General features: G+C 39.3%; 20 protein-coding genes. 4 read left to right on the top strand and 16 right to left on the bottom strand.

The annotated features are described in order from the left end of the window. Positions 1-55 precede the first annotated feature (55 nt). The 4 genes from L2672_RS02535 to L2672_RS02520 all read right to left on the bottom strand — a co-directional run bounded on the left by L2672_RS02535 (position 56) and on the right by L2672_RS02520 (position 4,078). Entirely contained in the window at positions 56-1,609 is a 1,554-nt protein-coding gene (locus L2672_RS02535) for a phospholipase D family protein (RefSeq protein WP_248994250.1), read from the bottom strand. Between the two features lie 24 nt (positions 1,610-1,633). After that, positions 1,634-2,113, bottom strand: a complete 480-nt coding sequence (locus tag L2672_RS02530; protein WP_248994249.1) for a protein-tyrosine phosphatase family protein — start codon at positions 2,111-2,113, stop codon at positions 1,634-1,636. 14 nt (positions 2,114-2,127) lie between these two features. After that, positions 2,128-3,393 (bottom strand): DEAD/DEAH box helicase, encoded by a 1,266-nt coding sequence (locus L2672_RS02525; RefSeq protein ID WP_248994248.1) that lies wholly within the window; start codon positions 3,391-3,393, stop codon positions 2,128-2,130. A gap of 127 nt (positions 3,394-3,520) precedes the next feature. Beyond that, entirely contained in the window at positions 3,521-4,078 is a 558-nt protein-coding gene (locus tag L2672_RS02520) for a methylated-DNA--[protein]-cysteine S-methyltransferase (RefSeq protein WP_248994247.1), read from the bottom strand. Positions 4,079-4,362: 284 nt separating this feature from the next. Between L2672_RS02520 and L2672_RS02515 the strand changes: the two genes are divergently transcribed. Then, the gene (locus L2672_RS02515) at positions 4,363-6,192 is read left to right on the top strand and encodes an ABC transporter ATP-binding protein (protein ID WP_248994246.1); all 1,830 of its coding nucleotides are present in this window, start codon (positions 4,363-4,365) and stop codon (positions 6,190-6,192) included. 832 nt (positions 6,193-7,024) lie between these two features. Here the strand turns inward: L2672_RS02515 and rfbC are convergent. The 4 genes from rfbC to rfbB form a co-directional block, all read right to left on the bottom strand. Then, complete coding sequence (gene rfbC, locus L2672_RS02510) at positions 7,025-7,573, bottom strand: dTDP-4-dehydrorhamnose 3,5-epimerase (protein ID WP_248994245.1); 549 nt, start codon at positions 7,571-7,573, stop codon at positions 7,025-7,027. Further along, a complete protein-coding gene (gene rfbD, locus L2672_RS02505; RefSeq protein WP_338055582.1) occupies positions 7,570-8,523 on the bottom strand; it encodes a dTDP-4-dehydrorhamnose reductase in 954 nt (317 codons plus the stop codon). Before rfbD ends, rfbC begins: the two co-directional genes overlap by 4 nt. Before the next feature lie 2 nt (positions 8,524-8,525). Beyond that, complete coding sequence (gene rfbA / locus L2672_RS02500) at positions 8,526-9,395, bottom strand: glucose-1-phosphate thymidylyltransferase RfbA (protein WP_248994243.1); 870 nt, start codon at positions 9,393-9,395, stop codon at positions 8,526-8,528. Between the two features lie 81 nt (positions 9,396-9,476). Then, positions 9,477-10,529: a dTDP-glucose 4,6-dehydratase gene (gene rfbB, locus L2672_RS02495; RefSeq protein ID WP_248994242.1), complete on the bottom strand. Its 1,053-nt coding sequence runs from the start codon at positions 10,527-10,529 to the stop codon at positions 9,477-9,479. Between the two features lie 494 nt (positions 10,530-11,023). Between rfbB and L2672_RS02490 the strand changes: the two genes are divergently transcribed. From L2672_RS02490 to L2672_RS02480, 3 genes are all read left to right on the top strand, one after another. Next, a complete protein-coding gene (locus L2672_RS02490; RefSeq protein ID WP_248994241.1) occupies positions 11,024-11,590 on the top strand; it encodes a hypothetical protein in 567 nt (188 codons plus the stop codon). A gap of 2 nt (positions 11,591-11,592) precedes the next feature. Beyond that, positions 11,593-14,145: a hypothetical protein gene (locus L2672_RS02485; RefSeq protein WP_248994240.1), complete on the top strand. Its 2,553-nt coding sequence runs from the start codon at positions 11,593-11,595 to the stop codon at positions 14,143-14,145. Between the two features lie 968 nt (positions 14,146-15,113). Further along, positions 15,114-15,371, top strand: coding sequence for a hypothetical protein (locus L2672_RS02480; RefSeq protein WP_248994239.1), 258 nt, complete (start codon positions 15,114-15,116; stop codon positions 15,369-15,371). Here the strand turns inward: L2672_RS02480 and galU are convergent. The 8 genes from galU to L2672_RS02440 form a co-directional block, all read right to left on the bottom strand. Beyond that, positions 15,343-16,221, bottom strand: a complete 879-nt coding sequence (gene galU, locus L2672_RS02475; RefSeq protein ID WP_248994238.1) for a UTP--glucose-1-phosphate uridylyltransferase GalU — start codon at positions 16,219-16,221, stop codon at positions 15,343-15,345. The two genes, L2672_RS02480 and galU, sit on opposite strands and share 29 nt — an antisense overlap. Positions 16,222-16,274: 53 nt before the next feature. Beyond that, a complete protein-coding gene (locus L2672_RS02470) occupies positions 16,275-18,206 on the bottom strand; it encodes a nucleoside-diphosphate sugar epimerase/dehydratase (protein ID WP_248994237.1) in 1,932 nt (643 codons plus the stop codon). 123 nt (positions 18,207-18,329) lie between these two features. Beyond that, complete coding sequence (locus L2672_RS02465) at positions 18,330-18,878, bottom strand: sugar transferase (protein WP_248994236.1); 549 nt, start codon at positions 18,876-18,878, stop codon at positions 18,330-18,332. Between the two features lie 9 nt (positions 18,879-18,887). After that, positions 18,888-19,838: a UDP-glucose 4-epimerase family protein gene (locus L2672_RS02460; RefSeq protein ID WP_248994235.1), complete on the bottom strand. Its 951-nt coding sequence runs from the start codon at positions 19,836-19,838 to the stop codon at positions 18,888-18,890. Then, positions 19,831-20,997: a glycosyltransferase family 4 protein gene (locus tag L2672_RS02455; RefSeq protein WP_248994234.1), complete on the bottom strand. Its 1,167-nt coding sequence runs from the start codon at positions 20,995-20,997 to the stop codon at positions 19,831-19,833. The genes L2672_RS02460 and L2672_RS02455 overlap by 8 nt, the downstream gene beginning before the upstream one ends. 167 nt (positions 20,998-21,164) lie before the next feature. Continuing rightward, positions 21,165-22,217, bottom strand: coding sequence for a glycosyltransferase (locus L2672_RS02450; protein ID WP_248994233.1), 1,053 nt, complete (start codon positions 22,215-22,217; stop codon positions 21,165-21,167). Beyond that, complete coding sequence (locus L2672_RS02445) at positions 22,204-23,376, bottom strand: O-antigen ligase family protein (RefSeq protein ID WP_248994232.1); 1,173 nt, start codon at positions 23,374-23,376, stop codon at positions 22,204-22,206. The genes L2672_RS02450 and L2672_RS02445 overlap by 14 nt, the downstream gene beginning before the upstream one ends. Positions 23,377-23,436: 60 nt before the next feature. Beyond that, positions 23,437-24,522 (bottom strand): glycosyltransferase family 4 protein, encoded by a 1,086-nt coding sequence (locus L2672_RS02440; RefSeq protein ID WP_248994231.1) that lies wholly within the window; start codon positions 24,520-24,522, stop codon positions 23,437-23,439. Between the last annotated feature and the right edge of the window lie 7 nt (positions 24,523-24,529).

The following is a 24,529-nucleotide window of genomic DNA, read 5'->3' as shown; positions in this document are numbered from 1 at the left end:
GCAAATGATTACTTGATAAATATAGCAGTTATTTAGCCTGAAAACTAAATGCCATTTACAATTGTGACTCAATGGGCAACCAAGATAAAGTGTTAGCCATAAATCGCTGCCACCATGAACTATCAGGCTCTTGGGTGATATATTGCTGGGTTTGTAAATCTAACCATTGAATATCGCCATCTTTAATTACCACTTGATACACTTTATTAGTCAATGACTGTTTGATTACACTTGCAAAGGTTTGCGCAAACTGAGGCTGTTCAACAACGACACCCATTTCAGTATTTAACCATGCAGAACGAGGATCAAAGTTAAATGAGCCAACGAAAATCGACTTATTGTCAATAACGAATACCTTAGCGTGCAAACTTGATCTTGAACTGCCTCGCCATTGTGATGCTTTGCCCTTGTTGTTTCGCGTTGGTGAAGCTTTAACTTCGTATAACGTCACCCCACCCTCAACCAGTTGTTGACGATAATTCATGTAACCCGCATGTACCGCAAGCACATCTGTCGCGGCTAATGAATTAGTAATAACTGTCACCTCAATACCAGAGTTAACTGCATTTACTAATGCAGTGACCCCAGCCTCTGTCGGCACAAAGTAAGGCGAAATAATTAATATTTCATCTTGGGTTTCACTAAAAAAAGTATTCAACTGATTAAGTAAATACGGTTGGTCAATGTTTTTGAGTTTATTGGGCGGATCGTACATCAGCTCAGCGCCGCCCCAGTTCCAATCGATTTGATGACTGACGATATCTTGTAATAAAGTTGATTTGATTAAACGATAAACATAAGGATGATTTGCCACTACAGTCTCGTAGTCAGCAAAAAATTGCTCATTAGCCCTATTGATTTGAACGCTATCTTCTCCCTCTAAAGGGTAAAGTTGCTCAATAGGCCTAACTTGTGATGAATTCCAGTATAAATCAAACTGCAAAGACACTTCTGGCACCACCTCACCCACCAGCAAGACATCTAAATCACCAAATTCGACATTCTCGTTAGCCGAATAATATTCATCACCAATATTGCGCCCGCCAACCACTGAAATGAGATTATCAACAGTAAAGGACTTATTGTGCATACGATGATTCAAACGACTGAAGTTTTGCACAAAAGAAAGGGTTCTGAAGGTACGCTCATTATCAGGATTAAATATCCGCACGCTGATATTAGGATGTTGTACCAGCTTACTTAAAATTGAGTCTTTGCCCTTGGTCGCCATATCATCAAGCAATAAGCGCACTCGTACGCCTCTTTGAGCCGCGCGATACAAGTATAAGGTGAGAATTTTGCCTGTTTCGTCATCGTGAAAAAGATAATATTGCAGATCAATCGAAACCTTAGCAGACTCAATAAACGCGAGTCTTGCAACAAACGCATCAACCCCATCCCCTAAAGGATACACACCAGTTTGGGTGTCTATTTGAGGTAACGCATTAAGGTAATTAGCAAGTGGTGTATCGGTAGGTTTGGCCAGTTGGTATTCTAACGGCGCTGTGGGGTAAACATTTTTTGATGCGCAACCGCTTAAAGTAAGGAGTGCTAGACTCATTAACAGCATATATCTCATAAACACTATGAGTATTTGTTGAGATAGCATTCCTTACTCCATCAAAACTATTGATTAATTTGACGGCGACTGTAACCGATAAAGTACGTCATAAACGAACTGATCCCAGCCGTCAGCGTCAAATGCTAGACCACTGGCGTTTCTTACCTGACTCACCGCATGAACTGGCGCCGCCCCACTTTCCATTAAATAGTAGGCCATCATTAATTCGGTGCGATTAATACCTGAGCGACAGTGTAATAAAACCGCTTTGTCTTGCGTTTCTGCATGTCGAATAAACTCAAGAACCCTTGGCATAATTTCAGCACATATTTCCACATCGCCTTCAACGGGTGGGATATTGTCAGGCAAGTTAAACACTTGATGTTCAATACCTAATGCTTTCATTGCATCGCTGTCACACATTTCGCCATTATTAAGTGACGCAATAGCTTCAAACCCCGCGGCTTTAAGTTCCGTTAAATCCCATGCATCCTTGTTTGGACCACTACGCCCAGCAAGTTTTCCTTCAATCAACCAAAAAATATGCTTCATATACCACTACTTAATTAATTTTTAGTCCAGATATCTTTATTTACTGGAGGAAGATTTTTACGTTTCTTTTTCCCCGTCCCTGCTGGTTTGGCCATGGGTTTTGCAACCTCAACTTCAGGCCTACTTTCATCCGCTTCAAAACCGGCAATTTGCTCACGTTCAAGGCGAAATTTATTCTTTTTTTCTATAACAGAGAAATGATGATAATCATCATGACTCAATAAACTAATGGCTAAGCCCACCTCACCTGCGCGACCACTTCGGCCAATTCTGTGCATATGGTCTGCCGGGCTGCGCGGTAAATCAAAATTAATCACCACTGGCAGCTTTTCTATATCAATACCGCGCGCGGCAATATCGGTTGCTATTAATACCTCTATTTCAGAAGCTTTAAAAGCCTCTAGCACACGATTTCTTGCACCTTGTGCTTTATCACCATGAAACACTTCAGCTTTAATCCCTCGCTTTGCGAGTTTTTGAGCTAAGTGATTGCAAGTATTTTTAGCACTGGCAAAAATTAATACCTGACGCCACTGGTGCTGATTAATTAAATGAGCCAACAGTGCCGTTTTTTGCTCTTTATTAACGGTTATCGCACGCTGTACTAGGGTGCTAGTATCTGCACTTTGCAATTGAATTTCAAGTGGATTTTCTAGTAATGCCGCCGCTAAAGATTTTACTTCTTCAGGAAAGGTTGCTGAAAATAATAAGGTCTGCTTTTGTTTTGGCATTAAGGCTAGAATTTGCTTTAATTCGTCAGTAAAACCAAGACTTAGCATTCTATCAGCTTCATCTAATACTAAATGACTTAGCTGATTTAAGGTTAATGCATTAGACGAAATTAAATCTAATAAACGCCCAGGGGTTGCCACAACAATATCGGCTCCGCCACGTAACGCCAACATTTGAGTATTTACCGACACGCCACCGAAAACCGCAAGGGTTTTAAGTTGGCCATTTAAGTGGCTAGCATAAGAGGTAAAACTGTCGGCAACTTGCTTAGCTAACTCACGAGTGGGCACTAAAACCAAACAACTGACTGAATTGCCTTTAGCACTGCTTTTACCTTTAACGCTAGCTAAAGCATGCAGAATTGGCAGCGCAAAAGCCGCGGTTTTTCCAGAGCCGGTATTAGCACCCGCTAGTACATCTTTACCTTGTAAAATGGCAGGTATCGTCGCCGCCTGCACAGGCGTTGCATCGTTATAATTTAACTCGGTAAGTCTGGCTAATAACGGCTGTGATAAGCCGAAGTCAGTAAAAACTGCAGTTTGTGTCATGTTGTCTTTTAGTCAATTATTCCAACGGTCGATTTTACCTTAATTTGCAACTTAAGTCTGAAATAATTGCCTTATCCTGTATAACTAAGATAACAAAAAGTTCATTACTAAAATCACTAAAGCCAAGTTATTGACTCTCAAGATTTAATAGAAACTGTTTCATTTCTAAACCATATGCATAGCCGGTTAATTTGCCACTTTTACCAATCACACGATGGCACGGCACAATTATCGCGATAGGGTTAGCGCCATTAGCCGCCCCTACCGCCCGAACCGCTTTGGGGCGATGTATGCTTGAGGCAATATCGGCATAACTGCAAGTTTGACCAAAGGGTAATTCTGCCAATGCTTGCCATACTTGTTGTTGGAATTCTGTTCCTTTAGGGGCAAGGGGGGCGTCAAAACTTTTCCGCCTAGCTGAAAAATATTCATCTAGCTGTTTTTGGACATTTTTAATGTGAGATTTAGCGTGGGTAATATCTTGTTCTAAATATTGCTGACTATCTTTTTGCACAATTGAGGTTTCTGATAGCGGTGTAACTTGGCTTGACTGCTGCTGAAGATCTACCACCGTCAAATGGGTTAATCCAACAGAAGACGCTTTTAACGCTAATAGCCCTACAGGGCTTGTTAGATGGGTTTCAATAACTGGCGAATGATATGTTGTTCCTGACAAGTTATTCATACTAATTTCTCTTGTTAATAAGCAGCTCAAACACTGCTCTGATGCGTTTTAATCACTAAGTCGCTAGATAAAAAAGTGATAAAAACTAAATCTAACGCAATAGTTTGACTGGTTATAACTGTGCTGCCTATTGCTTAGTTAATTACCTAGTATGGCTCGAGACATATTCAACGCCCCCAATAAATTAATACAATTTTTTACAAACGCTGCCAATTTAATTACAAACCATCTGGACAGTTAAGGTATCCTTAAGCGGAATATTGACTGAATAATTAGAGTTTTAAATGTTTAAGTTTTTTGAATCACTCGTAAAACCACTGCCTCCTGAAGAGCCAACCCAGCCGCCTAAAGGGCTGTATGCCTTTTGCCGCCATTATACCAAGGGGTTTGGCGCACCTTTAATTATGATGTCGGTGTTAACCGCCTTACTGGCCATTTTAGAAGTGTCGTTATTTGGCTTTATGGGGCAACTAGTTGATTGGTTAGTCACTAAAAACCCAGACACCTTATGGCAAGAAGAGTCAGACACGCTTATCAGTATGTCGGTTATTGTATTAGTCATTATTCCTTTTCTAGTATGGTTGCATGCCTCAATTGTTTATCAAACTTTATTAGGCAATTATCCAATGGCGATTCGGTGGATGGCGCATCGCTATTTACTCAAACAAAGTATTTCATTTTATCAAGACGATTTTGCCGGACGAGTTGCCACCAAAGTCATGCAAACTGCATTGGCCGTGCGTGAAACGGTTATGAAGTTATTAGATGTATTGATGTACATCTTGGTCTATTTCACCTCAATGCTAGTCATGATAGCCAGTGCTGATTTGCGGCTTATGCTCCCTATGCTAATTTGGTTATTCGCTTATGTGGCCATTCAATGGAAACTGGTTCCTAAGCTCAAAGCCATATCAGCTAAACAAGCCGATGCACGCTCAAGTATGACCGGCCGAATTGTTGACAGTTACACCAATATTTCCACCGTCAAACTGTTTGCCCACACCCAACAAGAAGCGGATTACGCAAAAGACAGTATGACGTCTTTTTTAAAAACTGTTTATGGTCAGATGCGCTTAGTCACGGTGATCAATGTATCGGTGCAAATTATTAATTACCTGCTGGCATTTACCATAGCCGCGGTTTCAATTTGGTTATGGGCAGACGATGCCATTAGCGTTGGTGCCATTGCGATTGCAGTGAGCTTAGCCCTGCGGTTAAACGGTATGTCACAATGGATCATGTGGGAAATCAGCTCATTGTTTGAAAACATCGGCACAGTAACCGATGGCATGAACACCCTATCAAAGCCCATTACCATTGAAGATAAAACCGATGCTAAAACCTTAGTCGTTGATAAGGGGACTATTGACTTCAAACAAGTGAGTTTTCATTACGGTGAAAAGTCAGGAGTTATTGACCAATTAAACTTACACATTAAACCCGGCGAAAAAGTCGGCTTAGTGGGTCGTTCAGGTGCCGGTAAATCCACCTTAGTAAATTTATTAATGCGTTTTCATGATGTTGAACAAGGCGAGATTTTAATTGATGGGCAAAAGCTAACCGATGTTCAGCAAGACTCATTGCGTGCCCACATAGGCATGGTGACTCAAGATACCTCATTGCTGCATCGCTCTATTCGCGAAAATATTCTATACGGTGACCCTAATGCCACCGAAGAACAGTTATTAGCAGCCATTGAACAAGCCCAAGCAGCTGACTTTATTGCCGAGTTAACAGACCCTCACGGGAACAAAGGCTTAGATGCGCAGGTAGGTGAGCGTGGCGTAAAACTGTCAGGTGGCCAGCGTCAACGTATTGCCATTGCCAGAGTGTTATTAAAAAATGCCCCCATTTTGATTCTAGATGAAGCCACCTCAGCACTGGACTCAGAAGTAGAAGCCGCAATACAAGAGTCGTTATATGAACTCATGCAAGGCAAAACCGTTATAGCCATAGCCCATAGGCTTTCAACCATCGCCGCCATGGATAGATTAATCGTGTTAGACCAAGGAAAAATAGTCGAGCAAGGTACACACCAAGAGTTAATTGCCAGCGGAGGCATTTACAGTCAATTATGGGCCCATCAAACCGGCGGCTTTTTAGGGATTGATTAAGTTACAGCACTGTCTGTAGTGGAAAAGCAGATCCTCGATAAAAGCCTTTCAACCACGTCATCCCGGCAATGCTCCCCCCAGTCATCCCGGCAGCGCTTCTGAGCCGGGATCTGCTTTAAAATCACCCTAAAAGCAGATCCTCGATAAAAGACCTCGAGGATGACAAATTAAAAAAGCCCACAAAGACCGTCACCCCGGCAACGCTTCTGAGCCGGGATCTGCTTTGGTATCACCCAAAAGCAGATCCTCGATAAAAGCCCTCGAGGATGACAATCAAAAAAACCACAAAAAACGTAAGCCCGGCTATGCTTCCCACAGTCAACCTGGCAATACTAGAATTAAACGTCATCCCGGCAGCGTTCCTGAGCCGGGATCTGCTTTGATATCACCCCAAAAGCAGATCCTCGATAAAAGCCTTTCTACCACGTCATCCCGGCAGCGCTTCTGAGCCGGGATCTGCTTTGATATCACCCCAAAAGCAGATCCTCGATAAAAGCCCTCGAGGATGACAAATTAAAAAAAACCACAATAACCGTAAGCCCGGCTATGCTCTCCACAGTCAACCTGGCAATACTAGAATTAAACGTCATCCCGGCAGCGCTTCCCACTGTCATCCCGGCAGCGTTCCTGAGCCGGGATCTGCTTTGGTATCACCCCAAAAGCAGATCCTCGATAAAAGCCCTCGAGGATGACAATCAAAAAAACCACAAAAACCGTAATCTCGGCTATGCTCTCCACAGTCAACCTGGCAATACTAGAATTAAACGTCATCCCGGCAGCGCCCTCTTACCCCGTCATCCCGGCAGCGCTTCTGAGCCGGGATCTGCTTTAATCAAACAAGCGGTTGAACCTGCGCAAAAGCTTGCCCTTGCATATCTTTGGCTGAAAGCAGCGGTACGTTATCAAGTGGCCATTCAATGGCTAAATCAGCATCATTCCAAGCGATGCTTTCTTCAGATGCGGGATGATAATAATCAGTGCATTTATACACACATTCAGCAGAATCACTTAATACATAAAAACCATGGGCAAAACCGGCTGGCACCCATAGTTGGCGCTTATTGTCTGACGAAAGTTGCACCCCAACCCATTGGCCATATGTAGGTGAATTAAGGCGAATATCCACTGCAACATCAAATACCTCACCTGAAACAACCCTTATCAGCTTCCCTTGTGTTTGTTGACGTTGAAAATGAAGCCCTCTTAACGTGCCTTTGACAGACTTAGAATGATTATCCTGAACAAATGTCGTCGCTTGTCCCGTTACTCGCTGTTCAAATTGGCGTTGATTCCATGTTTCACAAAAGTAGCCTCTTCCATCACCAAAAACGGTCGGCTCAATTATTTTTACATCTGCTATTTGGGTATCTATCACATTCATTTTTGAGTCCAGATTGCCGTGACAACTCGAGTTAATGCTAACGACCAATCATTGGGGAGTATTCCAAAGTGCTTAGCTATTTTGTCACAATTTAATCGACTATTTTTGGGTCTAACCGCTTTAGTCTGATAATGACGACTATCAATAGGTTGAACTTTCGGTAGGTTAAGTTGACTAGGAGAAGTACTCCCTACTTCAGCCAACTTCGCAAAGATACATTGAGCAAACTGATACCAACTCACCTGATGTAAGCCGCTAAAATGATACACACCATACAAATCATTATTTTGCTTAATTAAACTCTGTTGCTGCGCATTAGTGTTGCTATTAAGCTGAATTATCATTTGAAATATCGCAACACCAAGATCCCCTGCATAAGTTGGCTTGCCCATTTGATCATCAACAACATCAAGATTCTCGCGGCCAGCCAACTTCAACATCGTGCGCACAAAATTGTCGCCATACTCACTAAAAAGCCAAGCTGTGCGCACAATAATATGTTTTGGGTTATGTTGTTTTACCGCATTTTCACCAGCCAACTTACTAGCACCATAAACGTTTACAGGCGCGGGAATATCATCTTCAACATATTCAGTTAACTTATTGCCAGAAAAAACATAATCAGTAGACAAATGAAATAAAGTCGCACCAATATTGTTACATGCGATAGCAAGATTTTGCGCACCTTGATGATTCACCGCATAAGCTAAATCAATATGTTCTTCTGCCTCATCAACCGCCGTATAAGCCGCAGTGTTTATCACGTAGTCAGGTTGAAGTTGCTTAATTACCCGCTCAACTGCATCACAGTCTGTAATATCTAATTGCTGTTGGTTTAAAGCCAATACTTCGCAATTTACAAAGCTTGAATGCGTTTGGAACTGCTGATTAAAACACGCCATTATAGACCGCCCCAACTGACCATTCGCCCCGGTTATTAAAATCTTCACCTTTAGGCTTCCTCAATCAAACGAAGCAGATACTGGCCATAATCATTTTTAAGCAAAGGCTGAGCAATGCGTTGTACATCAGCATTAGATAACCAGCCATTTCGCCAGGCAATTTCTTCTAAACAAGCAATTTTTAACCCTTGAATATTTTCAATAGTTTGTACAAAAGAGGAGGCTTCATGCAAGCTTTCATGGGTACCGGTATCTAGCCAAGCAAAGCCTCGGCCCAGCACTTCAACACTTAAAGATTTATCTTGCAGATACTGCTGCGTTAAGTCGGTAATTTCAAGCTCTCCACGAGCAGATGGGCTGATTTTTTTGGCAAACTCCACCACACGATGATCATAAAAATATAACCCCGTGACTGCATAATTTGACTTGGGCTTTAATGGTTTTTCTTCAATTGATTGTGCATTCATTTGTTGGTCAAACTCGACCACACCGTAACGTTGTGGATCTTTAACCTGATAACCAAATATGGTCGCACCATGTTGTTTCTGAACCGCCTTATGCAGTGTTTGACTAAATGATTGACCGTAAAATATGTTATCGCCCAACACTAAACACACATTGTCTTGACCAATAAAAGATTCAGCAATAATAAACGCTTGTGCAATCCCCTCGGGGGCATGCTGCACCGCGTAGGTAATGTTAATACCAAAATCAGCACCATCACCCAATAACCGTTGAAAGTTTGCTTGGTCATCTGCTGTAGTAATAATCAAAATATCTTGAATACCCGCAAGCATTAAGGTTGAAAGCGGGTAATAAATCATCGGCTTATCGTAAACAGGAATCAACTGCTTAGAAATTCCTCGAGTGATAGGATACAACCGAGAACCCGTTCCGCCCGCTAAAACAATTCCTTTCATAGCCCCTCGATAAACTTAATGTTGAGTAATAAATTTCAATGTAAGTAATGAGTCAATTAACACTTAATACCTGTTAGCTTTTTAATTACTCAGCACGCTTTCACACCAGTCTTGGTGAGTTAAATACCACTCAATGGTTTTGAGCAAACCTGATTCAAATGTTTCTTCTGGCTGCCACTGTAACTCATCACGAATTTTAGACGCATCAATGGCATATCGCTTGTCGTGGCCGGCTCGGTCATCAACAAAAGTAATTAACGTTGAATATGAATATGATTTTGGTACAAGCTTATCTAAAATATGGCAAATTGACTCAACCACTTCTATGTTACGCTTTTCATTATAGCCACCAATATTATAGGTTTGACCGACTTTCCCTTGAGTCGCCACTTTGTATAGCGCACGCACATGATCGTCAACATACAACCAATCCCGAATTTGCTCACCTTTGCCATAAATGGGTAATGGCTTACCTGCTAATGCATTTAAAATGACTAATGGAATTAACTTCTCAGGAAAATGATATGGGCCATAATTGTTTGAGCAGTTGCTAATAACAATAGGTAAATTATAAGTGCGATGCCATGCTCGCACTAAATGATCACTTGATGCTTTTGAGGCTGAATAAGGGCTACTGGGTTGATATGGGGTATGTTCCGTAAACAAAGCAAGTGGTTTATCTGTAGCGTCATCGGAAATATCATCCGGATGAACTAAATCACCGTAAACTTCATCAGTAGAAATATGATGCAATCTAAATTGACTTTGCCTCGACTCGGGTAAGTTTTGCCAATAATGCCGAGCCACCTCAAGCAAAGTGTAGGTGCCAATAATATTGGTTTGAATGAAATCAGCTGAAGTGGTTATTGAACGGTCTACATGACTTTCAGCCGCTAAATGCATAACTAAATCAGGTTGATACTGCGCAAAAATATCAACCATTGCCTCTCGATTACAAATATCCACTTGCTCGAAATGATAACGAACGTTTTCGCTCACTGAAGCTATGGAAGCTAAGTTACCGGCATAAGTAAGCTTATCGACATTAATGACCGTATGCTGGGTGTTGTTTATTAAAAAGCGGACTAATGCTGAACCAATAAAGCCTGCTCCACCTGTCACTAAAATATTCAAAGACAACGACCTAACATTAATAAAAAATGAAAGTGTAATTGTAAATGACAACAGAAACTCTACCAAGCTTTAGTGATAAAAGCTCTATCACGCGCTGACAAATGCAAACCACCTAATCATGGTGACATTTTTGACAATTTTGTCCTTACTTTTCATTCCTCTCAATCAACATAATCAACAAGCTGACACCTCCCCCACCTGTATCAAAGTGTATCCAAAGGCATTATTTTGTTGCGAAAGTGTTTCTATATTGTTTTTATAAACCCGCACCGAATGCTGTACCAATAAAAAAGCCCGTCATCAGCATCTTGGCTTTAACTTGATGTGATATTACAAGGCGATCGCTTAAAAGCTGTTGATTATAATAAATTAAGTGAATACAACTGGATTAATTCGCTGCTTAAACTCACCGCTATCTTCAGGTGAAAATGATCATAATACTCAAGGAAGCATGTTTAATGAGAACAACAAGACTACTCAAAAAGGTTACAACAGTGTTAACTGTTCTGACCGCGCTATGCGTAGCTTCATCAGCCTCAGCAATGAAGTTGAAAAAGCAAAATTTACAACAATTAGTTCAAAGCTCACAAAGTATTTTAGTGGGTGAAGTGCTCAGTGTTACCGATGGTTTTGATAATAAACGTCCTTACACTGAAGTGACTTTAAAAGTGTCAAGTGACACTAAAGGAAAGGTAAAACAGGATTCAACCTATACTTTTCGTCAGTTTGGTTTATTAAAACCTCGTTCAATGGGCAATGGTAAAGTTTATCTGGGTGTGACACCTCAAGGCTTTGCCCAATGGAATAAAGGTGAGCATGTAGTCGCCTTTATGTATAAACCAGCATCCATGACTGGTTTTCAAACCACCGTTGGTTTGGCTCAAGGAAAGTTTGTTGTGAGCAATGGTCATGTCAGTAATCAATTTGGAAACTTAGGGTTATTTGATGAAATGGACGCGACCGCTTTATCTCCTGAGCAACAAAACCTACTTACATCTTCTGAAGCATTAGATTATTCAGCATTCATGGGATTAGTCGGTAAATTAGCAGGAGCACAATAATAATGAAATACTCTAAAATTGCAGCAAGTCTAGCCCTGACCTTATTCTCAGCCAGCACGTTGGCCGCAGGTCCGTTGTTTATCAATGAAAAAACCATGGAACCCTACAAATGGGACACATCAAAAGGGCCAATTCCGGTTTGGACTGATGGTGGGCCAATATATCCCACAAAAGACGGTGGTGAAGCCCAAGCTTATACCGTTGATTACGATGGCACCGTTTTTCTATCAATCGAGCAAGCAAACTTAATCACTGCCAAGGCCATTGCTGAGTGGACTAACGTAGAAACCTCAACATTCCAAATGGAAATTAAAGGCACGATTGAAAGCCAAATTGGTATTGCCGATGTGAATGAAACTAACGTAGACGAAGTGTATTACGTTGAAAATGGTTATGGTTTTTGGGTGAACTATGACACAGATGGACAAATTCTTGAGCAATACTTTGGTGTACCACGTGATGCAGTTTTGGGTATCGCATTCCCAGAGTGGGCTAACGAAGAAACGGGAGAAATTACCGAAGCAACCGCATTAATGAATGGCTGGTTTGTTGATGATACAGATACCCAAGGTGACATGATTGCCGGTGTATTTACCCATGAGTTTGGTCATGCCATTAACATGTCTCACTCACAAGCTAATGGACATTTGTACTATATAGCGAATTACGTTAACCCTCAATTTGATGGTGTACCAGGCTGTGAGGGCGTAAATACCTATAAAAATAATCAGTGGGAAGGTGCATTAGCTAACCCTCAATGGTTAGAAACCATGTTCCCTTATATCAACCCTCGTTCTTCAGCAGGTACTGAGCAAGCCACAGTCAATATTAAAGATGATATCGTTAATATTTCAGACCTGTACCCTACCCCAGCTTATAAAGCTGAATATGGCAGCATATCGGGCACCTTATATACCAAAGAAGGTGTTGAGTTCTCAGGTATTAACCTTGTTGCACGTAACTTAGATAACCCTTATGAAGACGTCATTACTCAGCAAGCAGGTAATATGACTCAAGGAATGGTTGGGCCTGATGGTAAATTCACCATCAACGGACTGACTCCTGGTGGGCGTTATGTCTTGTATATTGAATCAATAAAAGCTGGCGGATACCCAACAGAGCCAACACCGGTGCTTTCTGTTCAAGAATATTGGAATGAAGGAGAGTCATCGTCGCCTTCTCAAGATAACAATTGTGCTTTTACCGAGATTATTGTTGAAGCAGGACAAACCAAAGAGCTAGAAATGCACTTTAATGGTTATACCGATGGCATTCAATATACCCCTTTAGTCAATGCCACTGTTATTGACCACTCTAAAAATGGCAAACAGGCATTGGGTACAATTAATGAATACTTATTTATGTACGATAGTACCAAAAAAGAAATCATTAACTTCCCTCAAGATATTAATGGTGTGCCAATGATATCAGCGGCTAATACCGCGATGAACAAAACAGCCACTAAAGCTGTGGGAGTTTCTGACTTTAATGCAAGTGGTATTAAAACCCCTGCTGTTTGGCACATAAATAACCAAAAAATCACTCCGCTTGAAGATGTAAGTAACGGTACTTGTAATATTAATACCGCTAGTGGTAGATCATCTGCCAGTATTTGGGGCTTAGATGGTAAAGGCGAATTTGCAGTTGGTACCTCTCAATTACCCTTAAATGGTGAAAATGAGTGCCTAACGTTAAGTGACCGAACTATTGGTGTACCAACTGTTTGGAGCACCATTACAGGAAAAGCCAAATTACTCAATGAAGAGTTAAAATATGTTGACGCTTCATGGGGAAATAGTAAAGACGTTATCTTGATGGATGGTGACCAAGAAGGCCGTAGAACAATTTGGGTACGAGCAGATCGTATTTCAGAAGATTCAAGCGTCATCACCGGCACAACAAATAACTTTGGCCAGGTGGCTTGGGTAAACGGTAAGTTACGTGATACTTACACCGAATTTGGTGCCTACGGAACGTCTGTTATTTCAGCCGATGGTCAATTTGTTGGATTTGGCACTCAAAGAGAAGGCTTTAAAATTTGGAATACCAAAACGGACGAAGTGACAAATATCGGTGGATTGGTTCATTGTGAAGATGTTCCGCTACTGGATCGTGTAGGAAATAATTATTGTGACCTTTATCCAAAAGAGATGCTGTGGAATTCATTTGGTAAATACTCACTATTACTAGCAATGGATGCTAACGATGATTTATCACTTATCTCTGTTCGAAGTGGTACGGTGAGAACAGGCATAACAGGCGGCTTCTATCTTGAAGGTGCAGGTTGGATGAGTACGGGTAAGTTCTTTGCTAAGCAAGGTGTAGCAGAGGCTCAATCATTAATGATGGATTCTCCATTTGGTATCAGCGCAAATGGCTCTGAAATCTATGGTGGTATTGCCGGTGCAAGAATTACCTTCGATGTTGACGCAGACAGAGCCTACGTTTGTGAAGGTGGCCAAGATGTTGAGCTAAGCTTCCCTAAACAAGTCATTCAAGCCGTGAAAAAAGGCGCTGAATTTGGACGCTGTGCACATTTAAATGACCAGTTTTAATTAGCGGCCATAAGATCATCGCAGGCTTATTATTGTAAAATGTACTAATTCAGCTGAAGTCTGAGCTAGTACACCTGAGCTATTACATCTAATTGAATTTACCATACAGTCAAAAGCCGATACTTTAACCATAAAGTATCGGCTTTTTCATATGAAATACAACACCGCCATCCCGGCAACGCTTTTGGGCCGGGACCTGCTTTAGTAGAAAAAACAGATCCTCGATAAAGGCACTCAAGGATGACAAAACCAAAACATCACCAGACAACGCCCTCTACTCGTCATCCCGGCAACGCTTCTGAGCCGGGACCTGCTTTAGTACAAAAACACAGATCCTCGATAAAAGCACTCGAGGATGACAAAACCAAAACACCATCACCCGACAATGCCCTCTCCCCGTCATCCTGGCAACGCTTCTGAGCCGGGACCTGCTTTAGTACAAAAACCAGATCCTCGATAAAAGCACTCAAGGATGACAAAACCAAAACATCACCAGACAATACCCTCTCCCCGTCATCCCGGCAAAGCCCTCTACCCGTCATCCCAGCAATGCCTTCTCCCCGTCATCCCGGCAACGCTTCTGAGCCGGGACCTGCTTTAGTACAAAAACAGATCCTCGATAAAAGCACTCGAGGATGACAAAACCAAAACACCATCACCCTGCCAATGTTTTATTCAACCGCCATCCTTGCAACACTTTATTCTACCGTCCCCCGACAACGCTCTCTACCCGTCATCCCGGCAACGCTTCTGAGCCGGGACCTGCTTTAATACAAAAAACAGATCCTCGATAAAAGCACTCTAGGATGATAAAACCAAAACATCACCCGACGACGCCCTATCCTCGTCACTCGACAACGCCCTATACCCGTCACCCGGCAACGCCCTCTACTCGTCATCCCGGCAACGCTTGTGAGCCGGGACCTGCTTTAGTACAAAAAGCAGATCCTCGATAAAAGCACTCGAGGATGACAAAACCTAAACATCATCCTGCAACGTTCTATTCTACCGACGTTGTCGCAACGCCCTTTACCCGTCATCCCGGCAATGTTCTATTCAACCGCAATCCTGGCAACACCCTCTACCAGTCATCCTGGCAACGCTTTTGGGCCAGGATCTACTCTCACTATCCCAAAAAACAAAAATGCCAGCAAAATAAATTTACTGGCATTTCATCATCAATAAAAACCAATCGTATCAAAGCATCTTGGCAATACGCTTCTTAAAGTCCTCACCAAGCTTTTTGTCTCGCAAACCATACTCAACAAAAGCTGCCATATAACCCAGCTTATCGCCACAGTCATGGGACTTACCTGTCATATTAAAAGCTTCAACAGTATCTTGCTCAATTAGCATATCAATAGCATCGGTTAGCTGAATCTCATCCCCTGCACCAGCAGGGGTTTTCGCCAGTAATGGCCAAATTTTGTCAGATAACACATAACGGCCAACAACCGCTAAGTTTGATGGAGCCTTACCCAACTCAGGTTTCTCAACCATAGCGTTAATTTTAGCCGATGCCCCTGGCTGAATATCAACGCCGTTACAATCTGCAATACCGTATTTATGCACTTCAGAATCTGGCACCGGTGCAACCATAATTTGGCTAGCCTGAGTTTGCTCATAACGGGCAATCATTGCCGCTAAATTATCAGTGTTTTGGTTAGCGGTATACTCATCTAAAATAACATCAGGTAAAACCACTGCAAAAGGGTTATTACCAACACAAGGTTTTGCACACAATACCGCATGCCCTAAGCCCTTAGCTTCACCTTGACGCACATGCAAAATAGTTACATCTTTAGGACAAATATTTTGCACTTCTTCCAGCAGTTGACGCTTCACACGTTGCTCAAGGGTCGACTCTAATTCATAAGATTTATCAAAGTGGTTTTCAATGGCATTTTTACTGGCATGAGTCACTAAAACAATCTCTTTAGCACCCGCAGCAACACATTCATTAACGATATATTGAATAAGTGGCTTATCCACTATCGGCAACATCTCTTTAGGAATAGCTTTAGTAGCTGGTAACATACGCGTGCCAAGCCCGGCAACAGGGATAACAACTTTCATCTATAATCCTTTAATAAAATAAACCACATTTTTAAGGTTTACTAAGTATTCTATTACGCTAATTTGATAACATTTTTTGCAGAGTCAGAATTTTTTTCAGTTTGTTGATACAACAGATCGCAAATACCGTCTGTTGGCGCAAACCCTGTAGGAGTTGTTAATAATATTTCACGAATTGTTTCATGGTCAAACTGATGACATGCTAAATCTAATCTTTCTAAAATTTTTGCGTATTCTTGCCATGATAAATGCAGTTCATTAGCCGTCATAATCCGCTCATGTTCGGTACCTGTAACATCATCACCAATCAGCAGTTCTTCATACAGTTTTTCGCCAGGGCGTAAGCCACTAAACTCAATTGCAATATCACCGTCAGGGTTATTTTCATCACGAACTTCGTAACCGCTTAAACGAATCATTTTGCTGGCTAAATCAACAATCTTTACTGACTTACCCATATCTAATACAAATACATCACCGCCCTTACCCATCGCACCAGCTTGAATAACAAGTTGTGAAGCTTCAGGAATGGTCATAAAGAAACGGGTAATTTCGGGATGAGTAACAGTAACTGGGCCGCCATTGGCTATCTGGCTTCTAAATAATGGCACAACAGAACCAGAAGAGCCTAAAACATTACCAAATCGCACCATGCAAAAACGTGTATTGTTGTTTTCTTTAGCAAAAGCTTGCAAAACAAGTTCAGCCATACGCTTAGTGGTACCCATTACGTTAGTGGGACGAACCGCTTTATCAGTTGAAACCAATACAAAGGTTTCAACCTTAGCCGCTATCGCAGCTCTTGCGGTATACAATGTGCCAAATACGTTATTTCGGACACCCTCAACAACATTATGCTCAACTAAAGGAACATGTTTATAAGCCGCGGCATGATAAACCGTTTGCACACCAAATGACTCCATAATAGCTTGAACACGATTTTCACGTTGCACTGACCCCATCATTGGTAAAATGCGAACATTTAAACCTAACTCTGCGGCTGTAGCATTCAACTCTCGTTCAATGGCATAAAGTGAGTATTCTGAAAGTTCAAATAAAACTAACTTTTTAGGTGACTGTTTTAAAATTTGACGACACAGCTCAGACCCAATTGAGCCACCTGCACCTGTGACCATGACCACTTTACCGGTAATATTTGCCGTTAATAAATCCTGCCTAGGCGCAACAGCATCACGCCCTAATAAATCATCAATTTCAACTTCTTTAATATCACTATAAAGCTTTGTTCCATTGACTAAATCGGCCATAGCGGGAATGGTCAAAATCTGAACCGACAGTGGCTCGAGTCGGTTTAGAATTTCTTGGCGTTTTACTCGCGAGGCACTAGGTATAGCCAGCAACACTTTGGTGGCCGACTTTTGTTTGATTAACTTTCTAATAATGGAAGGAGAATGAACATGCACCCCTTGAATGACTGTTCCGTGTAACGATTCATCATCATCAACAAATGCAAATGGATGATATTCATGGCTTAATACTAAAGATGTGAGTAACTGACGACCGCTAACCCCTGCACCATAAATAATCACTGGCTCACCGACACGCTTGACTCCAGAGCCCACCATTGAACGAATAATTGCGCGGGTTCCACCAATAAAAACAACAGCAAACGCGGCATAAATAACGGGAACAGTACGAGGAAGTAGTGCTTCAGTGTAATATGCGATAATGACTAACGTTATTGTGGAAGCCAACACCCCTAATAAAATAGCCGTTAATGCTTGAAGCCCCATATATCTAAGCACTGCACGATATAAACCCAGTTTAGTAAAGAAAAATAAACTAAATGGAATAACCATTAGTATTAAAGACCAATGACGGCTATCAGATAGCACACTAATATCATCAACCCTAACGAGTAATGCAGCCCAAAATGCAAAGCATAAAAAAATAGAGTCAATAACTAAACTAACTAAACGTTTATGAGTACGTTTTAAACCAAAAAGAGTTTGCAAAAAATCCATTTTCCGCTCCAAATTAAAAAAATTCATAGTGTATTACATCTTAAAATACAGGTAGGTTAGCAGCATAGCTCATAGTAGCACAAAGTGAGCTTTGCACTGTTGTAGTGCGATCATTCAACTTTCTTACTTTACAGCATCCCCCGAACCACTACCTGATACAGTCATAATTATGTACTTAAAATAATCTTTAACAGTTAGGCTATCAATCATCTGCTTATCAGTTTTAGCTAATAAAGCAGGCGTAGACATATCAATATTCTGAACCTGCGCTAAACCTGTAACACCAGGTAAAACATCATATACACTTAACGCATCACGCTCTTTAATCAGTTCCTCCTGGTTAAATAAATTTGGACGCGGACCAACCAAGCTCATTTCACCTTTAATCACATTAATTAGTTGCGGTAACTCATCAATCTTAGTTTTGCGCAAAAAATTACCAAGTTTAGTAATTGAAGTATTACTTGCCAAATGGCTTGCTACTGATTTTGTTTCAATAGACATAGTGCGAAACTTAATCAATTTAAATGGCTTTTTATTACGGCCAACACGGGTTTGAACAAAAATAGGCGAACCAGTATCAAACATACCAATAATAGTGACAATAAATAGCACTGGCCAAAGTAACAACAGGCCAAAGAAGGCTGCAAAAAAATCGATAAAACGAATCATGTAAATACTCTATTTATTTTTATTGAGAAGAAAATAATCTGCGGTTTCTTTAAAGCCTTGCTCAAGCGTTTGTGGAGGAACCCAGCCTAACGTATCTTTTGTATGTGATATATCTACCTGTAAAGACCCAACAAGCCTATCAACTACATCGGACTTGCCAGTTAACTTACCAACTAAGCGATAGCACCATAAAGGCACCTGTAATAATCTAATAGATTTTCCAAGTGCATATGACATATGCTCTACCATCGAGGCTGTAGATACATCATGATCATCAGAAACTAAGAATACTTGATTTATGGCCTTTGGATGGTCAATACAGGTTTTAATCAGATCAACAAGGTTTGTCACTGAAACTAGACTACGCTTATTATGTTTTATGCTACCAAAAGGCAACGGAAAACCTTTTGAAACTAATTTCATTAGTGAAGCAAAATTAGCCTTAACTCCAGGTCCGTAAACCAATGTTGGTCGTATAATAACGACCTCTAACCCCGTTTCTTTAGCAAGTTGTATCAACTGTTCTTCAGCTTCCGATTTAGACATCCCGTAAAAGTCTTCAGGCTTTCTTGTATCAGCCGCAGTAAAAGGCATGCCACTTAGGGTAGACTCGCCATTAACTTTGATGCTACTAACAAATATGAAGCGTTTAACACCTGATGTTATAGCTTGCTTTGCTAGGTTTAACGTAGCAAATGAATTTACTTCTCTAAATTCCGCAAGAGGATCAATTGACGAGTCATTCATAACATGGACACGTGCTGCACAATGAATAACAACATCTACTCCATCGAGCGCATCTTTATATTCAGATGACGGACTTAACTCACCTTGGTAGAAAGTTCCAAATAGAGGTTTCCTTCTACCCAAGCATTTTATTGAGCCTGGTTGGTCCTTAAATAAGTCTAAAACATTTGAGCCTACGAACCCCGTGTAACCAGTAAGTAGAATTTTATTCATGCTTTTTACCTACAGATATTATAGATTTGGCCATTTCAGACATAATATTCGAACGCTGATATTTTTTAATAAATTCACTTCTATCATGACTTTTCATATCAAGTCGATTTAACGCCTCAACTGCAGCAATAGCATTGTTTGGGTAAAACACTTCAGCATTAGGAACTTCATCACGAATAAATGACGCTGAATAACCACTAACACCAGCCAAAATAGGTTTCCCTACCGCTGCATATTCGAATATCTTCGAAGGTAGCACTTTTTCAAACGCAGGATAGTCATTAAGGTGTAAAAATAAAATATCTGCTGCTAAATACTTTTCAACCAATTCATGACGCTTAACAGGAGGTAGCAATATCACATTAGACATTCCGGCAACACTATCTCTTAGCTGGAAGTGTCTTCCCCCATCACCTATTATGGTTATTTGGTATTTCGAACAAAGACTCTCAGCAAGTGCAGGAATAATATTGTGCAATCCTTGCCCTTCACCACAATTTCCAGCATAAAGAATATTAACCTTGCCAGTTATTACTTTTACGCTCAATTTATCAAGCTCTAAAAACTCTTTATCGATACCGTTTGTGAACCATGAATAACTTGGCTGACGAAATCTACATCTAAAGTAATCTTCAAACCCTTTAGAGACTAGATTTATATGAGATGCATTTTTAAACGCATAATCTTCAACAAATGTTAAAAAAGGTTTAGCTACTTTTGCCAGTTTTGAAGGTAACACATCTTTAATTGTATCAACGAAGATATCTCTAATATCTAAATATAAAGGTATTTGTTTAGATTTAGCGATTCTTGCACCTAAAAAAGCGGTAAATAAACGAGAACTAGTTGCAAAAACCATATCATAATTTTCGTTTCTAACTAGCTTCTGAACTGCTTTATAATAGGCGTAGAATGCATGGATCTGATCACGCATTCCACTTTTATGGCGTGGTAACTGTACTCGTCTAATTTTAACATTACCTACAGACTCTTGGGATAAAGCACCAACATCAAAAGAAGCATAACGGTTAGGCATTGTTGTGATAACATCTACTTCGACTCCCTTAATTGACTTGAGTTGTTTAATTAAAGAAGTCGAACGAAAAGATCCTGCACATAAGTCAGGCGAATAATAAAATGAAAGAAACAAAATTTTCACAAAAACCTCTGTAAGACAGTAAAAATGAATATGGAATGCAAATATCTAACATGATCCGACAAAGTTCACTAAAACATTTAAATTAAAAGAAAAATTAAAAATTTCGACATTGTAAATTTGAGAAAAACCTGGATTAATTATACTTACTATAAACAACGACATAAAAATTAAATCCCATACTCAGAAACAATGAGTTTGGCATTCGCAAAACTATAACATTTTGAAACATTTAAATTATTCATTGCAATTTCTTTGTATAGACTTTTTTCAATACTTAAAAAACAATCTAAGGTATTGACTAAGGACTCAGCATTAATTGGACTAAAAATAAAACCATTACGGTTATTTTTTATTAGTTCACTGTTATACTTCCAATCGCTGGCAATAACAGGTAACCCAGCACTAAATGCATCGACAAGAACTCCAGGAAACCCCTCTCCAGCATAATAAGTAGGAAATATTAAAGCATAATATTCTGTTAATTTAGATTGAACCTCATCAGAATGAATAAACCCTTTGTATACAACTGTTAAATTGCCAGAGCATGAATTGTTAATATAACTTAATAATTCGTTTTCAAAATCTGGTTCAACTTTACCGTAAATATCTAAACTAAAATTACGTTCGATACGTTTAGAAGCGATTGCTATGATTGCATCTATAGCTATTAAAACCCCTTTTGTTCTCTCTACTCTACTCATAAAAACAAACTTTATATCACCTCCATATATCCCTCTAGAATCAAGGTTGACATCTTCAATTGAGAGCTTTTTTATTTCTTTAAAGTTTGGAAATAAATAAACATAATCCGAAAAGTTTGATAACATATTTAGCATATCATTTGTTTCAACGAAAATACGACAATGAGACTTTAAATAACTTCTGGTGCAAATATTAGAATGCTTTATATATTCAGGTAACCAGCCACCAATGACAATATAGTCACTTTTAACCCTAAGAATAAACAATAATGACGTCAACAACGGTAAAAAACCTTGTGCAGGTAAAATAATAACTTTATTAACCTTAAAAATTAGATATACAAGGTAAAATACTAACCAGGGTTTGTTTCTTAAACAACATGTATCAAATTTAAATAAATCCCTATCAGGGTCTTGATTAAGTAAAGTATAAAAATTATGTGTTTTTATTGTTTGTCCACATTTAGCACCATCTGTACCACCAAAATTCCCGACAACTAAAGATTTAGTTACGTTCATAAACCAAGTTCCTTATAGCATAAGCAATGAAAATAAATATGAAAATGAAATGTTGAATACTAACAAAAAAATTGGCAAAAATAATACAAAGTGTAAATAAGAAGATAGATATATACTTGTCTTTATTTGAATGTAAATAAAACTTCAACGAATAATAAAGCAACATCAACAAAAAGGTAGTATAAATTAAAAAAAGTACCACCCCTCCACGTAGTAAATAAGATAACCAACCAGAATCGACTACTGGAGCATAATGAGAAGGGTCTCCTCCAACCCCAAATAAAGGATATTGAACCCAAACAGAATAGGCTACTGACCATAGACGATATCTTTCGCTTAAAGAAGAATCGTTTGTACTAAATAGTATAGCCTCGACAGCAGAAAATACTCGTTCAAATTTCAGGTAGTCACTGAATAAAAAAGAAAGAAATATTATAGTTATTGTTAGCATAACAAATATTAATATGCTTCTTAATTTACTATGACTAACTCTTAATTTCATAACAGTAAAAACTTGACTTACAGACAGATAGAAAAAAACTATAACTAACGATGCTATAGCGGACCTTGAATTAGATATGAATGGTAATGATATTGACGAAATAAAAAATAAAAGATATTTTAAGTCGCCATTTAATACTTTAGGTAAGATAAAACATGTGGCTAGAACTCCAAACCACCCCAACTCATTAGGCCCCTTAAAAAATCCACTAGCACGACCCCAGTCCTCTTTGAAATCTTCCATATGCTGAGTTAATAAATAATGATGTGGTAAATCCCCGTAAGGGATAAATGAGTAGAACTCTGCTAACTGAAGAACCCCATAAAAAATTGAAAATAAGGACCAAAAACACAAAACTTTCAAAAAAAAAGAATCTAAATCAAATTTAACATCTGATTTCTCTAAAGTGAAAAATAATACAAATAAAAATATAAGGATAAATCTAAACGATAAAACTGCATCACCAATATTAAGCGTCCTAAAAAAACCATAAAAGGCTGAGAGTATTAAAGCTAAAAAGTATAATAAACAAACTGAGAATAACAGAGAGTTAACACGCCTAAAAGATCTTACAAAAATAATGCTAAATAAAATTGAAATAAACACATAAAAATCTATTATTTGTATTTTTACTCCCAATAAAGGAATAAAAAACAAAGAAGAACCTAATGATAAGCTTATTAAAAATACATATAGAAAGGAACTAAAACTCATAATCTAGTTAACCAATTCGTGTATGAATGTGTCAAGATTATCTTTGAAGGTCTCAGGTGAAAATTGACACAAAAAATTATTCAAATCAGTTTTACTACTGTTCATACTGGAATATATAACATCATTCAACTGTATTGCTGACGGTATACTGCCTCTTGAAAACAGTGTTCTATTATCTTCAAAAGTAGCTTCACTAACTCCATCGCCTTTATAACCAACTGTATACAATCCAAAAGAAGCAGCCTCTATGAAAACTAAACCAAACGACTCTTCAAAATGGGATAAAAGCCAGAATATGTCGCTAGAACAGTAGAAGTTTGAAAGCTTGAGTTTTGACAGAGATCCCATCGTAATAACAGAGTCTTCTAATCCATAGTCTTTTACCTTGGAAGAAAACTTTTTTAAATCTGGTCCATCACCTGCTATTTTCCAGGTAAAATTTCGTTCCGGATAGTGACTCACTAAGTCACGAAAGGAGTCTAACATAGTAAATAGACCTTTTTCTTCAACCAGTCTACAAACAGAACAGAAAACGATATCTGTTTTATAAGATAAATTCTGACCATTTATTTTTCGGTTACTCCAAATAAAAGGGCTAATTGATGGATTAATAACAACTATATTTTTAGAAACTGCAATATGTTTTGAGATTTTATCCTTTATGAACTTACTAACAAAAACATTAGCTGATGAAAGACGTATATTCCTTGAGTATCTATTCTTTACGTTTAAAATCCTCATAAAAAAAGAGTTATTAAAATAGAAAGTTTCGAGTTCTTGCCCGTGAAATATATATATTATTTTTCTTAATGCTATTTGTGGCAAAAAACAACTGAGTAAATGAAACCTACGGTCATTAATCAAAATATAATCATACTTTACTAACGCAATAAAAAAAAACAAACAACAAATTGTTTTGGATAAAAAAGCTTTAGGATATAAATACGTTTTACCAACTCCATTAACAACCGACTTTCTATTTTTAGTTAACAAATCAATATCATTATATTTTAAGCATCCTGAGTTAAGCAATGTAAATGCAACGCTTCCAGAGCCTCCTATTTCTGGTGGGAACTCATCACTACACATTAACACT

The organism is Shewanella gaetbuli (assembly GCF_023284065.1).
GTDB lineage: Bacteria > Pseudomonadota > Gammaproteobacteria > Enterobacterales > Shewanellaceae > Shewanella > Shewanella gaetbuli.
Note: the sequence above shows the minus strand (reverse complement) of the source record. Positions and strands in the feature narration are given on the sequence as shown.

Excerpts from the sequence above, each read along its gene's own strand:
- L2672_RS02535 (WP_248994250.1), bottom strand. The coding sequence starts at position 1,609 with ATGCTATCTCAACAAATACTCATAGTGTTTATGAGATATATGCTGTTA.
- L2672_RS02530 (WP_248994249.1), bottom strand. The coding sequence starts at position 2,113 with ATGAAGCATATTTTTTGGTTGATTGAAGGAAAACTTGCTGGGCGTAGT.
- L2672_RS02525 (WP_248994248.1), bottom strand. The coding sequence starts at position 3,393 with ATGACACAAACTGCAGTTTTTACTGACTTCGGCTTATCACAGCCGTTA.
- L2672_RS02520 (WP_248994247.1), bottom strand. The coding sequence starts at position 4,078 with ATGAATAACTTGTCAGGAACAACATATCATTCGCCAGTTATTGAAACC.
- L2672_RS02515 (WP_248994246.1), top strand. The coding sequence starts at position 4,363 with ATGTTTAAGTTTTTTGAATCACTCGTAAAACCACTGCCTCCTGAAGAG.
- rfbC (WP_248994245.1), bottom strand. The coding sequence starts at position 7,573 with ATGAATGTGATAGATACCCAAATAGCAGATGTAAAAATAATTGAGCCG.
- rfbA (WP_248994243.1), bottom strand. The coding sequence starts at position 9,395 with ATGAAAGGAATTGTTTTAGCGGGCGGAACGGGTTCTCGGTTGTATCCT.
- L2672_RS02485 (WP_248994240.1), top strand. The coding sequence starts at position 11,593 with ATGAAATACTCTAAAATTGCAGCAAGTCTAGCCCTGACCTTATTCTCA.
- L2672_RS02480 (WP_248994239.1), top strand. The coding sequence starts at position 15,114 with ATGACAAAACCTAAACATCATCCTGCAACGTTCTATTCTACCGACGTT.
- galU (WP_248994238.1), bottom strand. The coding sequence starts at position 16,221 with ATGAAAGTTGTTATCCCTGTTGCCGGGCTTGGCACGCGTATGTTACCA.
- L2672_RS02470 (WP_248994237.1), bottom strand. The coding sequence starts at position 18,206 with ATGGATTTTTTGCAAACTCTTTTTGGTTTAAAACGTACTCATAAACGT.
- L2672_RS02465 (WP_248994236.1), bottom strand. The coding sequence starts at position 18,878 with ATGATTCGTTTTATCGATTTTTTTGCAGCCTTCTTTGGCCTGTTGTTA.
- L2672_RS02460 (WP_248994235.1), bottom strand. The coding sequence starts at position 19,838 with ATGAATAAAATTCTACTTACTGGTTACACGGGGTTCGTAGGCTCAAAT.
- L2672_RS02450 (WP_248994233.1), bottom strand. The coding sequence starts at position 22,217 with ATGAACGTAACTAAATCTTTAGTTGTCGGGAATTTTGGTGGTACAGAT.
- L2672_RS02440 (WP_248994231.1), bottom strand. The coding sequence starts at position 24,522 with ATGTGTAGTGATGAGTTCCCACCAGAAATAGGAGGCTCTGGAAGCGTT.